The 18,626-nt window shown below is 43.8% G+C and carries 13 protein-coding genes; 11 read left to right on the top strand and 2 right to left on the bottom strand.

The features are described from left to right. Window positions 1-31 precede the first annotated feature (31 nt). From ACR63N_RS06965 to ACR63N_RS06915, 11 genes are all read left to right on the top strand, one after another. Window positions 32-1,576 carry a long-chain-fatty-acid--CoA ligase gene (locus ACR63N_RS06965; protein WP_367105933.1) on the top strand — a complete coding sequence of 515 codons (1,545 nt, stop codon included), beginning with the start codon at window positions 32-34 and terminating at the stop codon, window positions 1,574-1,576. 104 nt (window positions 1,577-1,680) lie between these two features. After that, window positions 1,681-2,472 carry an enoyl-CoA hydratase-related protein gene (locus tag ACR63N_RS06960; RefSeq protein ID WP_367105934.1) on the top strand — a complete coding sequence of 264 codons (792 nt, stop codon included), beginning with the start codon at window positions 1,681-1,683 and terminating at the stop codon, window positions 2,470-2,472. A 34-nt stretch (window positions 2,473-2,506) separates the two neighbouring features. Beyond that, window positions 2,507-3,712 carry an acetyl-CoA C-acetyltransferase gene (locus ACR63N_RS06955; RefSeq protein WP_367105935.1) on the top strand — a complete coding sequence of 402 codons (1,206 nt, stop codon included), beginning with the start codon at window positions 2,507-2,509 and terminating at the stop codon, window positions 3,710-3,712. Between the two features lie 51 nt (window positions 3,713-3,763). Then, window positions 3,764-5,965: a 3-hydroxyacyl-CoA dehydrogenase NAD-binding domain-containing protein gene (locus ACR63N_RS06950; protein WP_367105936.1), complete on the top strand. Its 2,202-nt coding sequence runs from the start codon at window positions 3,764-3,766 to the stop codon at window positions 5,963-5,965. A gap of 121 nt (window positions 5,966-6,086) precedes the next feature. After that, on the top strand, window positions 6,087-7,283 hold the full coding sequence (locus ACR63N_RS06945; protein WP_367105937.1) for an acyl-CoA dehydrogenase family protein: 1,197 nt from the start codon (window positions 6,087-6,089) through the stop codon (window positions 7,281-7,283). Then, window positions 7,280-8,065 carry an SDR family NAD(P)-dependent oxidoreductase gene (locus ACR63N_RS06940; RefSeq protein ID WP_367105938.1) on the top strand — a complete coding sequence of 262 codons (786 nt, stop codon included), beginning with the start codon at window positions 7,280-7,282 and terminating at the stop codon, window positions 8,063-8,065. Before ACR63N_RS06945 ends, ACR63N_RS06940 begins: the two co-directional genes overlap by 4 nt. A 59-nt stretch (window positions 8,066-8,124) precedes the next feature. Continuing rightward, a complete protein-coding gene (locus ACR63N_RS06935) occupies window positions 8,125-9,180 on the top strand; it encodes a phosphotransferase family protein (protein ID WP_472782662.1) in 1,056 nt (351 codons plus the stop codon). Further along, window positions 9,173-9,601 carry a DUF6285 domain-containing protein gene (locus tag ACR63N_RS06930; protein WP_367105940.1) on the top strand — a complete coding sequence of 143 codons (429 nt, stop codon included), beginning with the start codon at window positions 9,173-9,175 and terminating at the stop codon, window positions 9,599-9,601. The genes ACR63N_RS06935 and ACR63N_RS06930 overlap by 8 nt, the downstream gene beginning before the upstream one ends. A 107-nt stretch (window positions 9,602-9,708) precedes the next feature. Beyond that, complete coding sequence (locus ACR63N_RS06925) at window positions 9,709-12,459, top strand: winged helix-turn-helix domain-containing protein (RefSeq protein ID WP_472782661.1); 2,751 nt, start codon at window positions 9,709-9,711, stop codon at window positions 12,457-12,459. A 155-nt stretch (window positions 12,460-12,614) separates the two neighbouring features. Further along, complete coding sequence (ppc, locus tag ACR63N_RS06920) at window positions 12,615-15,395, top strand: phosphoenolpyruvate carboxylase (protein WP_472782660.1); 2,781 nt, start codon at window positions 12,615-12,617, stop codon at window positions 15,393-15,395. A gap of 472 nt (window positions 15,396-15,867) precedes the next feature. Then, complete coding sequence (locus tag ACR63N_RS06915) at window positions 15,868-16,263, top strand: ACT domain-containing protein (protein WP_367105943.1); 396 nt, start codon at window positions 15,868-15,870, stop codon at window positions 16,261-16,263. A 120-nt stretch (window positions 16,264-16,383) separates the two neighbouring features. Here the strand turns inward: ACR63N_RS06915 and ACR63N_RS06910 are convergent, their stop codons facing one another. Together ACR63N_RS06910 and ACR63N_RS06905 are read right to left on the bottom strand one after the other, a co-directional pair. Then, window positions 16,384-17,433 (bottom strand): zinc-binding alcohol dehydrogenase family protein, encoded by a 1,050-nt coding sequence (locus ACR63N_RS06910; protein ID WP_367106193.1) that lies wholly within the window; start codon window positions 17,431-17,433, stop codon window positions 16,384-16,386. Between the two features lie 103 nt (window positions 17,434-17,536). Continuing rightward, window positions 17,537-18,385: an SDR family NAD(P)-dependent oxidoreductase gene (locus tag ACR63N_RS06905; protein ID WP_367105944.1), complete on the bottom strand. Its 849-nt coding sequence runs from the start codon at window positions 18,383-18,385 to the stop codon at window positions 17,537-17,539. Window positions 18,386-18,626: the final 241 nt, after the last annotated feature.

Here is an 18,626-nt window from a genome sequence, read left to right as displayed (position 1 = left end):
GTAAACAGTTTAAGGGAAATGGAGTCCTCAGATGCATCTTACCCAAGTCATTCATAAAGCCGCACGTGAAAAACCCACAGAGATTGCCACGGTATTTAAGCAGCGCCGAACCACTCATTTACAAGTCATCGACCGAGTGGCCAAACTTGCCGGTGTACTGCAACAGTTCGATGTAAAAACGGAAGATCGCGTAGGTATGCTAGCAGCCAACTCCGATTATTATATAGAATCTATTTATGCCACCCTTTGGGCAGGCGCTGTCATTAATCCTATTAATACTCGTTGGTGCTGTCAAGAAATCGCTTACTCTTTAATAGACTGCCATACTCGAGTTCTTTTTATTGATGACAATTTCATCCCTATTCTTGATGATCTAAAACGCTTAAGTCCTTGCCTTGAGATCGTCATCTATTGCGGCGAGGATAGCGCTCCCGATGGCACATATGATTATGAAACCTTATTGAATCTAAGCGAGCCTATTGAAGACAACCACCGCAGCGATAATGATTTGGCGGCTGTTTTGTACACTGGCGGCACGACTGGTCAGCCAAAAGGCGTCATGTTGTCGCATCAAGCAATCTTAATGAATGCGTTATCCACGCTTGCGGCGGCACAGCGCCCAGAGATTAACGTCGAGATGCACGTCGCCCCTCTATTTCACGTTGGCGGTCTTGCCACCTTATTTCAGTCAGCTTTGCGCCAAATTACGCAAGTTATTTTGCCTTACTTTGATCCTAAGCTGGTGATACAGACTATCGAACAGGAGCAAGTCAATGAGACCTTTTTAGTGCCGACGATGTTACAAATGGTATTAGACTGCCCTGATTTTGCCAACCATGATCTCAGTAGCTTACGCAACATCGTTTATGGTGCAGCGTCCATCGATGAAACACTCTTAAAGCAGGCCATTCACGCTTTGCCCAATAGCCAGTTTATGCAAGTTTATGGCATGACTGAGGTGGCACCTGTAGTCACGGTACTGCCCGCATTTTGTCACACTATAGAAGGGCAAAAACGACAGAAGCTAAAATCAGCTGGACGACCTACCCCTACTTGCGAGGTAAAAATCGTTCATCCTAGTACTGGTGAGGAGTGTGCATTTGGCGAGTTTGGTGAGATTACGGTGCGGACTCCTTCGTTGATGCTGGGCTATTGGAATAAACCGACCGAGACTGAAAACGTATTTCGAAATGGCTGGCTGTATACCGGTGATGGCGGTTATCTAGATGATGATGGCTATCTATTCGTTACTGATAGGCTCAAAGATATGATCGTGAGCGGCGGAGAGAATATTTACTCATCCGAAGTTGAGAATGCCATCTTGTCACATCCCTCTGTGCAGATGTGTGCCGTCATCGCTATCCCTGATGCTAAATGGGGTGAAACAGTGCATGCCATGATTATTGTTAGAGACAAGCACAGTTTGAACACAGATGAAGTCATAAGTTTTTGTCGTACTTTGATTGCAGGTTACAAATGCCCTAGAAGTATCGAATTTCGTACAGAATTTCCTTTATCTGCCGCTGGAAAAGTATTAAAAAGCGAGCTACGTGCAGCTTATTGGTCTCAGTCATAGCCCTTAATCTTATAGTTAAAGTTGACTTGAGCGCATATTGAATCATAGGACTATATTGCACCACTTAACTGGCAGCACTTAAACGATATTAAAGGTCAGATCATATGGAAACTATCATAGTAGAAGTACGCGACACTATCGCTATCGTCAAACTCAATCGCCCTAATGTGTTAAATAGCATGACTGAGCAAATGGCAGTTGATGCTAGACAAGCGCTAGCAGATATTCGCCAGGATAACACTATTCGAGCCATGATATTAACGGCCGAAGGTCGCAGCTTTTGTGCCGGTGCTGAGCTAAACGACGAGCTATCGGGCGGTGATGAGCAGCATTCGGCAGGCTCATTACTTAACGCGACCATGCGCGACCATACCAACCCTTGGATTCAAGATTTGTACAATATGCCTATACCGGTTGTCGTTGCTATCAATGGTGTGGCGGCTGGCGCTGGTGTCGGTTTGGCGCTGGCAGGTGATATCAGTATTGCAGCAAACTCGGCCACCCTTGTTTTAACTTTTAGCGCAAAACTAGGCTTAATTCCTGATGTCGGTGTGACATGGCAGTTGTCTCGCCGTATTGGCTTAGCACGCGCCACAGCGGCGGCATTATTAGGTGACAAAATCAGTGCCCAGCAAGCGGTAGAATGGGGTCTCATTTGGCAAAGCGTTGATGACGATAAGCTGATGGAAGTTGCGCTTAGTACTGCTAATCGATTAGCAAAAATGCCGAGACACGCCGCTTTAGAGCTACGTCAAGCGCTACATCACGCACAAACCATGACTTTAGAAGCACAGCTTGATTATGAAAGACAACGTCAATGCGTGTTAATCGAAAAACCTGAATTTAAAGAAGGTGTGGCTGCTTTTAAAGAAAAACGTGCGCCTGATTTTCGTTAAAACTACTTTATTTGTACACCTTTAGGATACCTTTATGAATGACGCTTTTATTTATGATCACATCAGAACGCCACGTGGTAAAGGTCGTGCTAGCGGCGCTTTGCATGAGGTCACGTCTATTAATCTTGCCAGCCAAGTGCTAAGCCAGTTGCATCTTCGCAACCAGTTTGATGCCAGTGCTATAGACGATGTGGGCTTTGGTATCGTGATGCCCATTGGCGAGCAAGGCGCGGATCTTACTCGTTCAGCGCTTCTGGATGCTGGCTACGGTAGCAGTGTACCAGGCTATCAGCTCAATCGCTTTTGCACCTCATCTCTTGATACGCTCAATCAAGGCGTCGCTAGTATCATGGCGGGTATCAACTCTGGCGTCATCGCTGGCGGGGTCGAGTCTATGTCACGTGTCGCTATTGGTTCAGATGGCGGTGCTTGTTATAGTGATCCACAGGTTTTGCGCAATTTCCCTTATATGCCAAATGGCGTCGCAGCCGATTTAATGGCCACCTTAAATGGTTTTAATCGTGACGATGTAGATACTTATGCAGCTCAAAGTCAACAGCGCGCAGCTCGTGCGCAAACGCAAGGACGCTTTGATAAATCACTAATTGAGGTTCTTGATGTCAACGGTCAATTATTGTTAGCCAAAGATGAAGCACTACGTCCAGAGACCACTATAGAAAGTCTAGCTAAACTAAAACCTGTGTTTGGTGGACTTGGTGAGCTTGGTTATGATTCGATTGCCAAGCAGCGTTATCCGCAGCTAGAGATGATTGAGCATATCCATACTGGGGGAAACTCGAGCGGTATCGTTGATGGTGCTAGCGCTATATTAATAGGATCGGCTGATTATGGCGTTATGAATAATCTAAAACCGCGTGCGCGCATTCGTCATTTTACTCAAATAGCCAGCGAGCCCCTGCTGAGTCTTAGTGGACCGATACCTGCCACCGAAAAACTCCTTAAACAAGCCAAAATGACTATCGCAGACATTGATTTATTTGAGATAAATGAAGCCTTTGCAGTCGTTCCCTTGACCTATATGCAGTATTTCAACCTTGATGACAGCATAGTTAATGTGAATGGTGGCGCTATTGCCCTCGGACATCCGCTAGGTGCGACAGGGGCAATGCTAGTCGGTACGGTGCTCGATGAGCTGGAACGCCAAGGACTCGCTACGGCTATTGTCACCTTATGCGCAGCCTCTGGTCAGGCAACGGCCACCTTAATCGAGCGTATCTAACTATTGAGCGTTTATAAATTGATCATTTAAAAACATGGGAGCACTACCCTTTTGACTATTTCTAAAGACGCCCGTTTGACTACCTTAAACCTTACGATTACCGACGGTATTGCTCAGATTGAGATTGATCTGCCCGAGCGTTCGGTCAATATATTTACGCCAGCTCTAGTAGCTGATCTTGAAGATGCTATCAATACAGTCATTGCTGACGATAGTATAAAAGGGGCTATTATCAGCTCGAACAAGTCCAGCTTTATCGTGGGTGCAGATCTTAAAGATTTGCTGCAACAATATAGAGAAGATTGGCAAGCCTCAGAAGCGACGCATTTATTTGACAAAGAAAATACGTTGTTTCGACGGATGGAGACATCCGGCAAACCTTTTGTAGCGGCATTAAACGGCTCAGCCCTAGGCGGCGGTTTGGAGTTGGCATTAGCCTGTCATTATCGTATCTTGAGCGATAATCCAAAAGCCGTTGTTGGCTTACCAGAGGTTACCGTTGGTCTATTGCCAGCTGGCGGTGGCACCCAGCGCTTACCAAGGCTTATCGGTATTGAGCATGCCCTACCTTTATTACTCGAAGGCAAACCTCTTAAACCTGCACAGGCGCTTGCACTAGGTGTGGTTGACGAGTTGGCAACGCCGGACACTCTTATCCCAAAAGCTATAGAGTGGATTAACAATAATGTTTCACCTGCCCAGCCTTGGGATATAAAAGGCTTTAGCATTCCAAATAATGCTGGCGCCATGGCAGAACACGCGGGTCGTAGCTTTAATGCCAATGTGGTTAAGCTGCGTAAAAAGACCCAAGACAATTACCCAGCACCTTTAGCCATTTTAAGTGCGGTGTACGAAGGTACGCTGTTGCCGTTTGATTTAGCATTAGATATCGAATCGAAATATTTTGGTCAGTTGTTTAGCGATCCGGTTTCACGCAACTTAATACGTACCCAGTTTGTCAATAAAGGGCAAGCCGATAAATTGGTCAACCGCCCTATCGACATTGATAAATTTACAGTCAAAAAAATAGGCGTGATTGGGGCCGGCATGATGGGCGCAGGTATCGCCCAAGTTGCTGTTGTAGCAGGCATATCAGTAGTATTGATTGATAATAACCAAGAAACTACGCAGCGAGCTAAAGCGCTTATCCGAACCAAGCTAGAAAAAGCCCTTGCAAAAAAACATCCTATTCAGAATATTGATCAAAGCTTAGCTCAAAACCAAGCAAAAGAGGATATGGAAGCGACATTAGCTCGCATTCATCCTACCTCTGATTATCAATTGCTGAGTGACTGTGACATGGTTATAGAAGCGGTATTTGAAGATAGAGACGTCAAGGCTGAGGTTTTTGCTCAGATTGAAAAGCATCTGAAACCTGACGCGGTGCTGGCATCAAACACCTCAACGCTACCGATTGCTAGCCTTGCCACGGCAAGCAAGCATCCAAACCGTATCATTGGCCTGCATTTCTTCTCGCCAGTTGAGCGCATGCCGCTGGTTGAAGTCATTGTGGCACCCAAAACCTCAAAGACCACTTTGGCCTACGCGCTTGATTTTGTGCAGCAACTGCGTAAAACGCCAATCGTGGTCAACGATAGCCCAGGCTTTTTTACCAGCCGTATCTTTTGTAGCTATATTGATGAAGGTATGGCCATGCTGAATGAAGGCATTGCTCCTGCCCTCATCGAGAATGCGGCTATTCAAACCAGCTTTGCCATTGGGCCTTTAGCGGTGACCGATGAGGTCTCTTTGGATCTACAACAACGCGTGGTCGATCAAGCCATTGCAGACAATCTCGCCCCTGAGCGCCTACGCTTGCACGCTCAGCCTATTATCAGGCTGATGAACGAGAGTGGCAGACTAGGTCGCAAAACTGGTGCAGGATTTTATGATTATTCCGCTGAGCAGCCCAAACGCTTAGCGCTTGAACTTGCCTCACTTTACCCTGTTGCCAGTAGCCAACTGGATGTCAAAGATGTCGCCGATCGATTGTTATACATCCAAGCCTTAGAGAGTGCGCGCTGCGTTGAAGCGGGCATTATTAGTCCTAGCGATGCCGACTTAGGCGCTATCTTGGGACTGGGCTTTCCTACTTGGACGGGCGGACCTTTATCGTTTATTGACACTATCGGTATTGAAGCTTTTGTCGCACGCTGTCAGCAGTTAACCAAATATGGTCAGCGCTTTGCACCTTCTAAATGGCTGATAGATAGGGCAGAAAACCAACAGAGCTTTTACTCTAACAACTCTTAACCTAACGACCTCAAAACTATGTAATCAAATCAGCTATTCTAAAATGATGTAAATAAACAGTCAGCAGATTTAAACATGACAACCCAAAAAAATTATTTTAAACACAGCGACAAGGATTCGTATGCCAAACTTTATGTTAGATGACAACCAAAAAGCCCTTCAAGAAAAAACTCGCGCATTTATTGCCGAGAAGATTATTCCTTATGAAAAAGACCCACGTTGCACCTCTCACGGACCTACCGAGGAGCTGCGAGACGAGCTTATTGCTTTAGCCCGCGAAGCGGGTCTGCTCTCCAGTCATATGAGTACTGACTTTGGTGGCCTTGATCTTAATCATATGAATAAAGCCATCTTGTTTGAAGAAGCGGGCTACTCGCCTTTAGGCCCTGTAGCTTTGAATATTGCTGCACCAGATGAGGGCAATATGCACTTGCTGCATGAAGTGGCAACCGAGGAGCAAAAAGAGCGCTGGCTGCGACCCTTAGCTGCTGGCAAGACTCGCTCTTGTTTTTGTATGACTGAACCTGCACCTGGAGCAGGCTCCGATCCCACGATGATGCAGACCACTGCCGTACTCGATGGTGACGATTATGTCATCAATGGTAGAAAGTGGTTTATTACTGGTGCTGAGGGCGCCGCATTTACCATCATTATGGCAAAAGGCGAAGATGGGCGCGCGACCATGTTCTTAGCCGATATGGATAGCGCAGGTATCCGTATAGAACGCATGATGGATGCGCTAGACAGCTGTTTCCCAGGTGGGCATTGCGTGGTGGTGTTTGAGAACTTACGTGTACCAGCTAGTCAAGTGCTAGGTGAGGTTGGCGAAGGATTTAAATATGCACAGGTGCGCTTATCCCCTGCTCGCCTCACCCATTGTATGCGCTGGCTAGGTGCGGCCCGTCGTTGTCACGATGTAGCTACTGAATATGCCCGTACTCGTGAAGTATTTGGTAAGCGTTTGGGCGATCATGAAGGCACAGGCTTTAAAATTGCCGATAATGAGATGGACTTGCATATCGCAAGGCTAACTATCTGGCACTGTGCCAACGTCTTAGACACAGGCGCGCTAGGTAAACATGACTCGAGCGCCACTAAAGTGATTGCCTCAGAAGCCAGCTGGCGAGTCGTTGATCGCTGTGTACAAGTACTGGGCGGTCAAGGGGTGACCCATGAGACCATCGTGGCTCGTATCTTTGCTGATATGCGCGGCTTTCTTATCTATGATGGTCCCTCAGAGGTACACCGCTGGAGTATGGCACGTAATATTATGAAAGGACGTACACCAACCCAACTCTATGCAGGAGATAACCAATGAGCCCTTCTATAGAGCATGATAAATTATTTTCTTTACATGGTAAAAAAGCCCTGATAACTGGTGCCTCAAGTGGTTTGGGTCGACATTTTGCCAAAACCCTTGGACGAGCAGGTGCAGAGGTATTTGTAGCTGCACGCAATATAGAAAAACTATCTAAGTTAGTTGACGAATTACATCAAGAAAACATTCAAGCCACTGCTATTAGCTTAGATGTCACTGATAGTGCTAGTATCAAGCGAGCTTTTGACGTTATCGAAGAGATGGGCGATCCTGCCCGTATTATCGTTAATAATGCAGGTGTAAGTACTGCCAAGCCTTTTTTTGAGCAGTCTGAAGAGGATTGGGACAATGTCATTAATACCAATCTCAAAGGCGGCTGGTTAGTCGCGCAAGAGGGAGCATCGCGCTTGGTCGCCGCCCAGCGTACGGGCAGTATTATTAATATCGCCTCGATATTGGGCGAGCGCGTAGCGGGCAATGTAGCCCCTTATAGCGTATCAAAAGCGGGATTAATTCAAGCTACAAAGTCCATGGCGCTCGAATTAGCACGCTATGGTATTTGTGTGAACGCTCTACTGCCAGGTTATGTCAAAACTGAACTTAACGCAGAGTTCTTGGAAAGCGAGGCTGGTGAGCGATTACGTAAGCGTATACCAAGTCGACGCTTTGGCCTGCCTGAGTACTTAGATGGCCCTTTGCTTTTATTAGCTAGTGACGCTGGACGCCACATGACTGGCGCTACCCTGGCAATCGACGGTGGTCATTTAGTAAGCTCATTGTAACCTCCGCAAAGACTAAGCACATAACGACTAAGTATATAAATCACTAAGACGGTAACACTATGATAAAACAACCTATTGAGATTACCACGCAAGCGATTGCTGATTTCATTCAACAAAAAACAGGGGCAACCCTTGTTACTGTTGAGCACTTAAAACGACTATCTGGCGGCGCGATTCAGCAAAACTGGGCTTTTGATGCCATGATAGAAGGCGGAGATATGCCTGGCAAACTTGAAGGCGTATTGAGAGCAGATGCGCCAAGCGGGGTAGCGATAAGCCATGGACGTGATGACGAGTTTGCATTATTTAAGCTCATGTATGATGCCGGCGTTTGTGTCCCAGAGCCTCTTTGGCAAGGGGATGAAGCACTGTTTAATGTGGCTTTTTTTATCATGCGCCGCGTTGAGGGCACCGCTGCCGCGCATCGCTTGGCAAAGGATGATAGTCTAGGTGGCGACAGGCGCAAGCTTGCGCAAACCTTGGGACGTGAGTTGGCTAAAATCCATGCTATTCGTCCCCCTGAGCCTCGATTGCCTTTTTTAGAAGTTCCTGCTAAGCCTGCCGCTGCAATATTGATTGAGCGGGCGCGGGCGTTTTTGGATCAGCATCCTACTCCCTACCCTGCCCTTGAGTGGGTATTGTGCTGGCTTGAGGACACTATGCCAGAACAAACGCAGCTAAGCTTATGCCACCGAGATTTTCGTACCGGAAACTATATGGTGGATGAGCAAGGATTGACCGGCATTTTAGATTGGGAATTTGCTGACTGGAGTGACCCACTAGAAGATATTGGCTGGTTTTGCGCCAAGTGTTGGCGGTTTGGGAATGATGCAGCAGAGGCTGGCGGCATAGGATCTCGCGAAGACTTTTATCAAGGTTATGAGGGTGTTAGTGGTCAGCCTATTCCCAAAGATTTGGTACATTATTGGGAAGTCATGGCGCATCTAAACTGGGCAGTTATTGCGATCCAACAAGCCGAGCGCCACAACTCTGGTGAAGAGCTATCGCTTGAGCTGGCTCTGACAGGTCATATGGTACCTAAGCTAGAAGCTGAGATGTTAAAAATGACTTTACATGTGAACCCAAACACAAAAAAGGAGGTTAGCGATGCGTGAACTACCGCAAGGGGATGCACTACTACAATATGCACGCGAGATACTACGTAAAGAGATTATACCGGCCTTACCTGCCGAGCATCGTCTGACAGGTTTTATGATTGCCAATGCGATGGGTATTGCAGCAAGGCAATTGCATAACGGTGACGAGCAAGACTATCAGGAGCTTGTCGAATTACAGAAGTTGCTACGCACCTTGGGACATGAACCTATAAGCTCCTCTCCCGCGCCTGATTCACAATCTGAGGGATTGCAATCTAGTCCCATTTTAAGTCATACTGCTCTACAGCAAGAACTCACTGTCTTGAACCGACAACTTGCCAAGCTAATTCGTAAACGAGAGCTCAAGGATCAGCAGGCTTTAGTTTTTAGTCATTTAGAGCATATTACTGCTATTCGAGCTGCTGAAAGTAGTGGTTAGATAGCTATAGCTGTTATGAACCATTGACTTTTTGCGACTGTTTATAAAAATACTTATATAACTGCTTATATAATTGGAGGTCGCTCTATTCTAATTGTGAAGGAGACATGATGGAGGAAGCTGAGGTATATCATCCCAAGTTAGTTTTAGCCAAGCTTCAACCTGCTCCCTTACCAAGTAGGTGCATCTATCGTGACAGATTGCTCGGCACCTTAATCAATAAAGAGTCCAGTGTTAAAGTTATTTTGGTACAAGCACCAGCTGGTTATGGCAAGTCAATACTGCTAACGCAATACTGGCAGTATTGCCTACAAGAGGAATCGCAAACCTTATGGCTTACTCTAGACAAGGGTGATAACGATATCGAAAGACTGGTTCGTCATCTATATGCAAGTTGGGATACCTCACCTTCTCTCCAATCTGACACCCATACTATCAATTATCAAGGTTTTCTCGAAAGGCTTTCGTCTTGTACTCAGCCTTTAAGAATTTTCTTCGATAATTTTGAAACCATCCATAGCCCTATCGTATTGCAATACATTCAACAAATTATTGAATACCTGCCTTCTAACAGCGAAGTCATTCTTGGTTCTCGGCAAATACCCAATTTAGAATTGGGACGTATACGCTCTTACGGCCATCTTCTTGAAATCACCCAAAAAGATTTATTATTTTCGTTTATTGAAACGAATCATTTATTAGAAAAAATATCTGGTTTAGTATTTAGAGAGCAAACCATACAAGTGTTATTAGATCGAACAGAAGGCTGGATAACGGCTATTCAGTTAGCGGTATTAGCCTTGAGTGAGCATCAAGATGCAGAACTATTTTTCTCTACTTTTTCAGGCTCTCACACTGAGATCGCCCAGTATCTTGCTGAGGACATCTTAAATAAACTAAGCGATATACACAGGAATTTTCTGTTAAAAACCAGCATTTTAAGCGAGCTGAACGCCTCATTATGCAACTATGTCTTGCAAACTGATGATAGTGAAGCTCAGTTAAAACTCTTGGCGCAAAAGAATCTATTTTTATCGCCTACAGATAATAGCCATAGCCAATATCGCTACCACAATCTATTCTCTAGCTACTTGCTCAATCATCTTCAAGCCGTTGATCCAAAACTATACTTGGTCTTAAATCATCGAGCAGCAAGCTGGTATCTTCAGCAAAATCGTCCTATCATGGCAATTGAACATCTGCTAGAAGATCCTAATCAACAGCCTGCCATCTGCTTACTCAATAAATACGCTATGGGGCTACTTATAGAAGGGCGATTTAGACGCTTGTTACGTTGGTTTGATAAGCTATCACCAAGCTCGTTTCAGCAACACCCGTCGTTGCAGCTAATTTATGGTTGGGTGTTAGTGCTCAATCGCCGTCATAGTGAGGCGCAAAAAGTCATTGACAACTTTTTAAATAAGTCCACGCAATCTATCATAGAAGATAGATATGAAGAGATATTAGCCCTACAGTGCTTACAGTTGTCGATGACCGATCAAATCGCAACAAGCTATGAACAAACTAAAACCTTGTTATCAACTATCAACATTAATCAACACCCAAACCAATCTTTCATATATGGCGTCCTAGTTAGTATTATGGCGTATTGCCTCATTGTTGAAGGTAAATACGATAATGCTCGGCAAATTATGAATAATGCCCTACATCAAAATATAAAACTGCAAAATACTTTTATACGCTCTTTATGTGATGCTCTAGAAGGATGGATAGACTTAATCCAAGGACAAATGCAGCAAGCAGCACTTCGCCTACAGCGCAGCTATAAGCAAGTCTGGATCAAAGGGGAGAAATCAATACCTGGTGGCAAAGCTGTCATCGGCGTACCCTATGCCGAACTGCTTTATGAAAAAAATAAGCTAACGCAAGCCCAATATATATTGGCAGAATGTCTGCCTTACGTTCGAGAAAATGGCACCGTTGACTCTTTAATTTTAGCCTATCTCATGCTATCAAAAATATCTAGATACAATGTTAATAGTGATGTTGATAGTAATGTTGGTAATAACGTTAATAATGTTGATGACAGTGCTGATGACGATATGACAAGGGCACATTTATACTTGCAAGAGCTAAAAGATATTGGTATTGAGACTGGGTTAAAACGGGTTATTATGAGTGTAAAGCTTGAGCAGTCGCGCATTCATTGGTTGAATGATAATTTAGGGGCGGCCAAACTTGCCTTAGCTCAAGTTAAAGAGATGCACATTCCAAACAATGTGACAAACTTTGCTTGGCCGGCTCACGACATTGAATCACAGGATGTCATGCATTGGCGCTTATTGATTAGCGATGGGCAAGTCAAGCAAGCAGAGACAGAACTCAAACGCGCGCTCAAAACGGCGCAAGCAGATGGACGTCTAAGGCGAGCACTAAAAATTCAGATTCTACTTAGTAGCGCCCTATTTGCTTTAAATAAAACCAATCCTGCTATGCGTGTATTAACTGACGCGTTGAGTTTTGCCAGTCAGCAAGGCTTTGTCAGGATATTTTTAGATGAAGGGTCAAGTATTGATGGACTGATAACACTTTGGCTGCAAAAGAACAGCGACAAAATAGATGACCTATCTATTTGTAGAAAATTTTTAAGTCAACTTAGCGACTTTCAATTCACTATTGATACTAAAAATATTAGTCAACCTATACAAGCGCTTACCAAAAGAGAATTACAAACCTTAGAGTTGCTCGCTAAAGGTATGCGCAACCGAGAGATTGCTGAGACTTTATTTATCTCTGAAACCACTACAAAGACCCATCTACGCAGTATTTACGCCAAGCTTGGCGCAAATAGCAGAACAGAGACCGTAGCAATTGCACGAGAATTAGGTTTGCTATAATTTTTCTATAGTGAATGCGGCATACTTTATTGCCAATAAAACTTATGCCTTTAAAGCTATTAAAGCTATTAAAGCTATTAAAAATTCCAAGCAACATAATATAATCACAGTTACTCACAAAACAAAGATGCTAATTAATTCTAAAAAGGTCAAGGATGATGATAGATAATAACGTATTACGTGAGCGCACGAGCTTATTAGGTTCATTCTTAGGGGCTGCGATTTCTCGCCAGTCTGGTGAACAGACGGTACATACCATCGAAACGCTGCGTAAAGGTTTTATCCAGCAACGCCGCGAGCCTAATGAAGCAAAAAAGCAGGAGCTTATTGACTTCATTGCTTCTTTAGACAATCAAACCTTAAAAAACGTCATACGTGGCTTTTCTATCTACTTTTTCTTAGCAAATTTAACTGAAGAAAATTACTTACGTGAGCAGCGCCAAGCCTTGCGTATGCAATCGGAGCACAGCTGGGAAGGGTCGTTTCGTCGTACGCTGCTTGAATGTCGTGAACGCAATATTGAACCTGCCCAAATGCAAGAGCTCATTGATCAACTCAAATTTATTCCTGTATTTACCGCACATCCTACTGAAGCTCGTCGCCGTACGACAATGAATATCTTGCAAAGTCTGTTTACTCATAGCGATGCTTTAAATAATCTTAATGAAGACAGTTTTGCCTACGAGCAAGCGAAAGAACAAACGGCGCAAACGATTGATTTGTTATGGTCATCTGATGAGGTGCGTACGCGTAAGCCTTTGGTTTATGACGAGATAAATAATGGTTTACACTATTTTAATGCCAGTTTATTTAATGCCATTCCCAAGGTTTATCGTAATATTAAAAAAGCCATTATCGATATCTATCCAGAGCTAGCAGACAACCCATTGCCGGCGTTTATGAGCTTTGGCTCTTGGATCGGTGGTGATAGAGATGGCAATCCATTCGTGACTTTTGAGACCACCGAGCTTGCCGTACTAATGCATGCGGATACCGTGCTACGTCACTATCAAGTACTGCTCAAAAAACTGCGCCGCCAGCTCATTCATAGCGATACAATTGTGACGGTGTCAGCTGAGGTCTATGCCAAAATCAAAAGTTATGATGAGCTCGACAGACGAGTCTTTGATTACAATCTCGATGATTATGGCAATGAGCCTTATCGTAGATTACTCTCCTTAATCCTTACTAAAGTTAACGCTACTAATCGCCTTATTCAAAGTAAAGGCAGTGATAGTGACGCTAAAAAAGATGCCTATGCCGACCCACAAGAGTTGTTAGAAGACTTACGCATCATTCGTCAGAGTGTGAATGGCCATGACACTGCTCATAGCGATGGGTTATTGCTCGATATGATTCGTCTGGTAAAAACTTCCGGCTTTCATTTAGCCGCGCTCGATATCCGTCAAGAGTCGTCTTATCATAGTGAGGTGATTGCCGATATTTTTGCCAGTGCCTCTAATCTGCCAGATTATCAAACCTTGAGTGAAAGTGAGCGCCAAGAGTGGCTGACCCGTTTGCTTGCAAAGCCTGGTACACCGCTCATCTATACCGATAACTTGACTGATAAAACACGTGAACAGTTGGCACTGATGAACTCAGTGGCGACATTACGTAAGCTGGTCGGACAAGAGACTTTTGGCAGTTATGTTATTTCGATGACTAATAACGCCAGTCAATTATTGGAAGTACTGCTATTAATGCGGTTTGCAGGCTTGTGCAGGGTTGATGAGGCAGGACAGTTATCCGCTGATTTACCAGTTGCGCCCTTGTTTGAGACGATTGAAGATCTTAAAAATATTGACAAGATATTACCTGCCGTATTGGATAATCCGCTCTATCGAGGACTGCTTCAGCACTCAGATAACACTCAAGAAATCATGCTTGGCTATTCAGATTCATCAAAAGATGGCGGCATCATTACCTCTGCATGGCAGCTTTATAGTGCGCAGCAAACTATCAATCGTATCGCTGAGGAATACGGTATCAAAACGCGCTTGTTCCATGGGCGTGGTGGTTCGGTGAGTCGGGGCGGTGGTTCGACGCATAACGCGATCGCCGCACAACCAGCAGGTACATTGCATGGAGAAATTAAAGTAACTGAGCAAGGCGAAGTACTCTATGCCAAGTATGCCAACACCGATACCGCTGTATTTGAGCTGACCATGGCCATCACTGGTACATTGAAAGCCTGCTCTACCAGATTCGTTGTGCAACCCGCTGAGCTGTCAGATTATGAAGCGCTGTTTGCGCGTTTGGCAGATGCTGGTGAGCAGCGTTATCGTAAACTGACTGATCATACTGAAGGGTTTTATAAATTCTACTCACAGGTGACCCCTGTGCAAGAAATCTCTTTATTAAATATTGGCTCACGTCCAGCGCATCGTAAAAAAGGCTTGCCTAGCAAAACCACTTTACGGGCCATTCCTTGGGTATTTGGTTGGTCATTAGCGCGTTTTACCTTACCTGCTTGGTATGGCGTCGGCAGTGCGTTACAGAGCGTCAAAGAGGAAGAAGAGTTGATGCAGGAGATGAATAATCGCTGGCCATTTTTTAGCGTATTTATTAGTAATATCGAGATGGCTTTTACCAAGTCTGAGATGAATATTGCTCATGCCTATAGTGAGTTATGTGAAGATGAGACTTTGCGCGAACAGATTATGAAAGCGGTCATCGATGAGCACAATCTGACCTATTCTGGTTTAAACTCTTTGCTTAATCAAACGTCTTTATTATCTAATCAGCAAAATCTTGCTGCTTCACTACAATGGCGAAACGCTTATCTAGATCCAATTAACTATATACAAATCGAGTTGTTAAAACGTGCCAGACAAAAAGACGTTGCAGGCGCCGTCGATCATGGTGAGCTTGAGGTTGAGGATCCACTAATCCGTAGTATTAATGCTTTGGCAGCAGGTTTACGCAATACGGGTTAATTACTAAAGTAAACTTACCTCCGATATAGTTGGAACGGTTCAGCTGCTTCAACCAGCACACTCTTTAATCTTAGGGGTGTCATTTCGTGTTTTTATTATCGTATTCTTTCATATTGCTGAGTCTCCGACAATAATTGGGCGGTTCAATGTTTTTTGATAGCTGTCTTAAATGATCTATTAAACTGATTGAATTGACTATCTTGCCTATTGTATCTATCTTATCCTCAAATTTGACATATGAATTAAACTAGCATAAAAATGATTGAATTATTATATATTGTGAAGGTATTTAAAATTATCTAAGCTAGTTTAAAAATATGAATTGGTTTAAAAATAATAATGATATCTGGTATCAATAATTTCTCTACTAGATATAGGAAGTTTGAGGTATCCAACTTTTCTACCCTAATTTATAAAGAAGATTGTTTTTTTGTCGGCATGTTTAGCTTAGAGTACAAATAAGGAAAACTCCATGTCAGGAATCAAAGAATTAGATCAGCTACTTGCTTCGATGAAGCCTGAACTTACTCAAGACAAATTCGTGTTTTGTACGGTTTCAGGAGAGCTGTCTGAATATATAGAGTTAAAGCCGATTGCCACGTTTTTAGAATCAGAGGGCTTAACTTTGGTACTAACCAGGGATCAGGCTGATAAAGCAGGTCTGAAATACGAAAGCATTTTTCGAAAAATAACCTTAATGATTCATTCAAGCCTTGAAGCTGTAGGTTTGACGGCAGCTGTATCAACCGTACTGACCACAAAAGGTATTAGCGCCAATGTGATCGCTGCCTATTACCATGACCATATTTTTGTATCAGCTGAAAAAGCAGAGCAGGCTTTATTAGCCCTAAAAGAGCTCAGTCAATAATACTTAAAAACATAAAACTTCGCCTACAAAACCTGAATCAAGCTTGTCCGAGTAAACTTTGTAGGCAAAGATCAACCTGCTAGAGACTCCACAGTACTAAAAGCCATATAACTTAACGCTTTACACAGGCCAGCCTTCTAATACCACTTTACCATGTGCTTGACGATTCTCTAACATCTGATGCGCACTGCGTAAATGTTCGGCTGTGATAATGCCAAGATTATGAGCAACTGTGGTTTTAATCTCGCCGGCATCAATCAATTTTGCCACAGCATTCAATAAATGGTGCTGTTCAATCATGTCTGGCGTATTAAACATTGAGCGGGCAAACATAAATTCCCAATGTAGGCTTAAGCTTTTGGTTTTAAGCGGTATGACATCTAATGCTGCTGGATCATCAATAAGTCCAAGCTTACCTTGGGGCTTTAAGCATTTAATAATTTCTTCATAATGCTCTTCGGTGTTATTGAGACTCACGACATAGTCTACTTCAGTAATGCCCGTTTTTTGCAGCTCATCAGACAAAGGATTGCGGTGGTTAATGACATGATCCGCGCCCAAATCTTTGAGCCACTGTACACTCTCATCTCTTGAAGCAGTACCAATAATGGTGGCTGTTGTTTGAGATTTTAATAGTTGGGTTAATATTGATCCTACCCCACCCGCTGCGCCAATCACTAATACTGAAACGTCATTAGTATTCTCATCATTACCGTTTTCATCCGTCGAACTATCAGAAACAGGCACTTGCAAGCGGTCAAACAACATCTCCCAAGCAGTGATAGTAGTCAGTGGTAAGGCAGCCGCCTCAGCGAATGATAACGATGTCGGCATGTGTCCAACGATACGCTCATCGACGAGCTGATACTCAGCATTGCTGCCTGAACGAGTCAAATCCCCAGCGTAATAAACGTTATCTCCTACTGAGAACAGACTGACTTCTTCACCGATAGCCGTTACGATACCAGCAGCATCCCAACCAATAACAGCATACTCACCCTCTGGTGCAGGACGCGATGCACGGATTTTATAATCTACTGGATTGACGGATATTGCTTTAACTTCAACCAATATGTCGTGGCCTGAAGCAGTAGGTTTATTAAGAGTGATATCTTGTAGTGCTTGTTCGTTATCGATAGGTAAATTGTCTTGATAGCCAATGGCTTTTATAGTTTGCATCGTTTTTATTCCTGATGATAAATGGATTGAATGTGGTAATGCTTAGAGTAAAATTATTTTTAGGATGACGTTACTGGTGCAGCTTTTGTCGCTATTATGAAATAGACTGCAATACTGTCTGAGTTTGACGTTCAAGCTCTGCAATGGCTTCTTTATTTAGAGCGTCTGCATGCGGTTGTCCGAACGCCCCTCTTGCGTCACCATGGACGCCATCTTTAATATCATTATCAAAATATTTACCAGTATCGTCAGCGAACTCATCTGAGATGGCAAGTTCAGTTAGGATATTTGCCCCTTTATCTGCTGATGACCAATGTTGCCCATAAGCTTCATCAACCATTTTTGTATTCAATAGCGAGCCTGGATTGACAGCGATTACATTGATGTCATCTGCCGCAACTGTGTCGGCTAAATCCATACTCCACATCGTTAGTGCCAGCTTACTTTGAGCGTAGGCATCTTTATCAGCGAGACTGTCTTGTCCTGCAAATGCCTTATATGATATGGGAGCTTGAGCCGCTGAGCTTAGATTTACGATACGAGCTTTATCAGACTTTTTAAGCAGTGGTAATAAGGCGTTGGTTAACTCGTAAGGCGCTAGATAATTGACCACGAAGCGTACGTCCAATCCGTCTTTGGTCGTTGGCGATGCGGTTGTATAAATCCCTGCGTTGTTTATGAGTACATCAAGCTTTGGCAGCTTTTCGTTCACTTCTGCTGCCATCTTGAGTACATCGGTTAGATCAGAAAAATCAGCCACAAACCCGTCGATATTATCTACTGCTGCGTCTGTCGCTACCGCTTTGACTTCTGCAATGACACTGGCAAGTTTGTCGGCATTTCTACCATGCAAGTACACTTGATGCCCAGCTTCTGCCAGTTTTAAAGCCGTCAATTTGCCAATGCCATCAGTGCTGCCAGTAATTAAAATAGTCTTAGTCATGAGCTGTCCTTATTGTTTGAGTTGTTAGTTAAGCTACTGTTTAAATTTTGGATGTGTGTTCTATTTTATCCATCGTAATAGCGCCCATTGTAATGAAAGTGTTGTGATTCAAACAGTGGCTATACCCGAAAACACTTTCAATATTATTTTGAAAGTGGCTGATTTTTAAACGGTCATTTAAGCTATTATTTGTTATATTTAAGACAATAAAATAACCAACCAAGCCATTCTATTTAGTTTT

This window comes from Psychrobacter sp. M4 (assembly GCF_055699795.1).
Note: the sequence above shows the minus strand (reverse complement) of the source record. Positions and strands in the feature narration are given on the sequence as shown.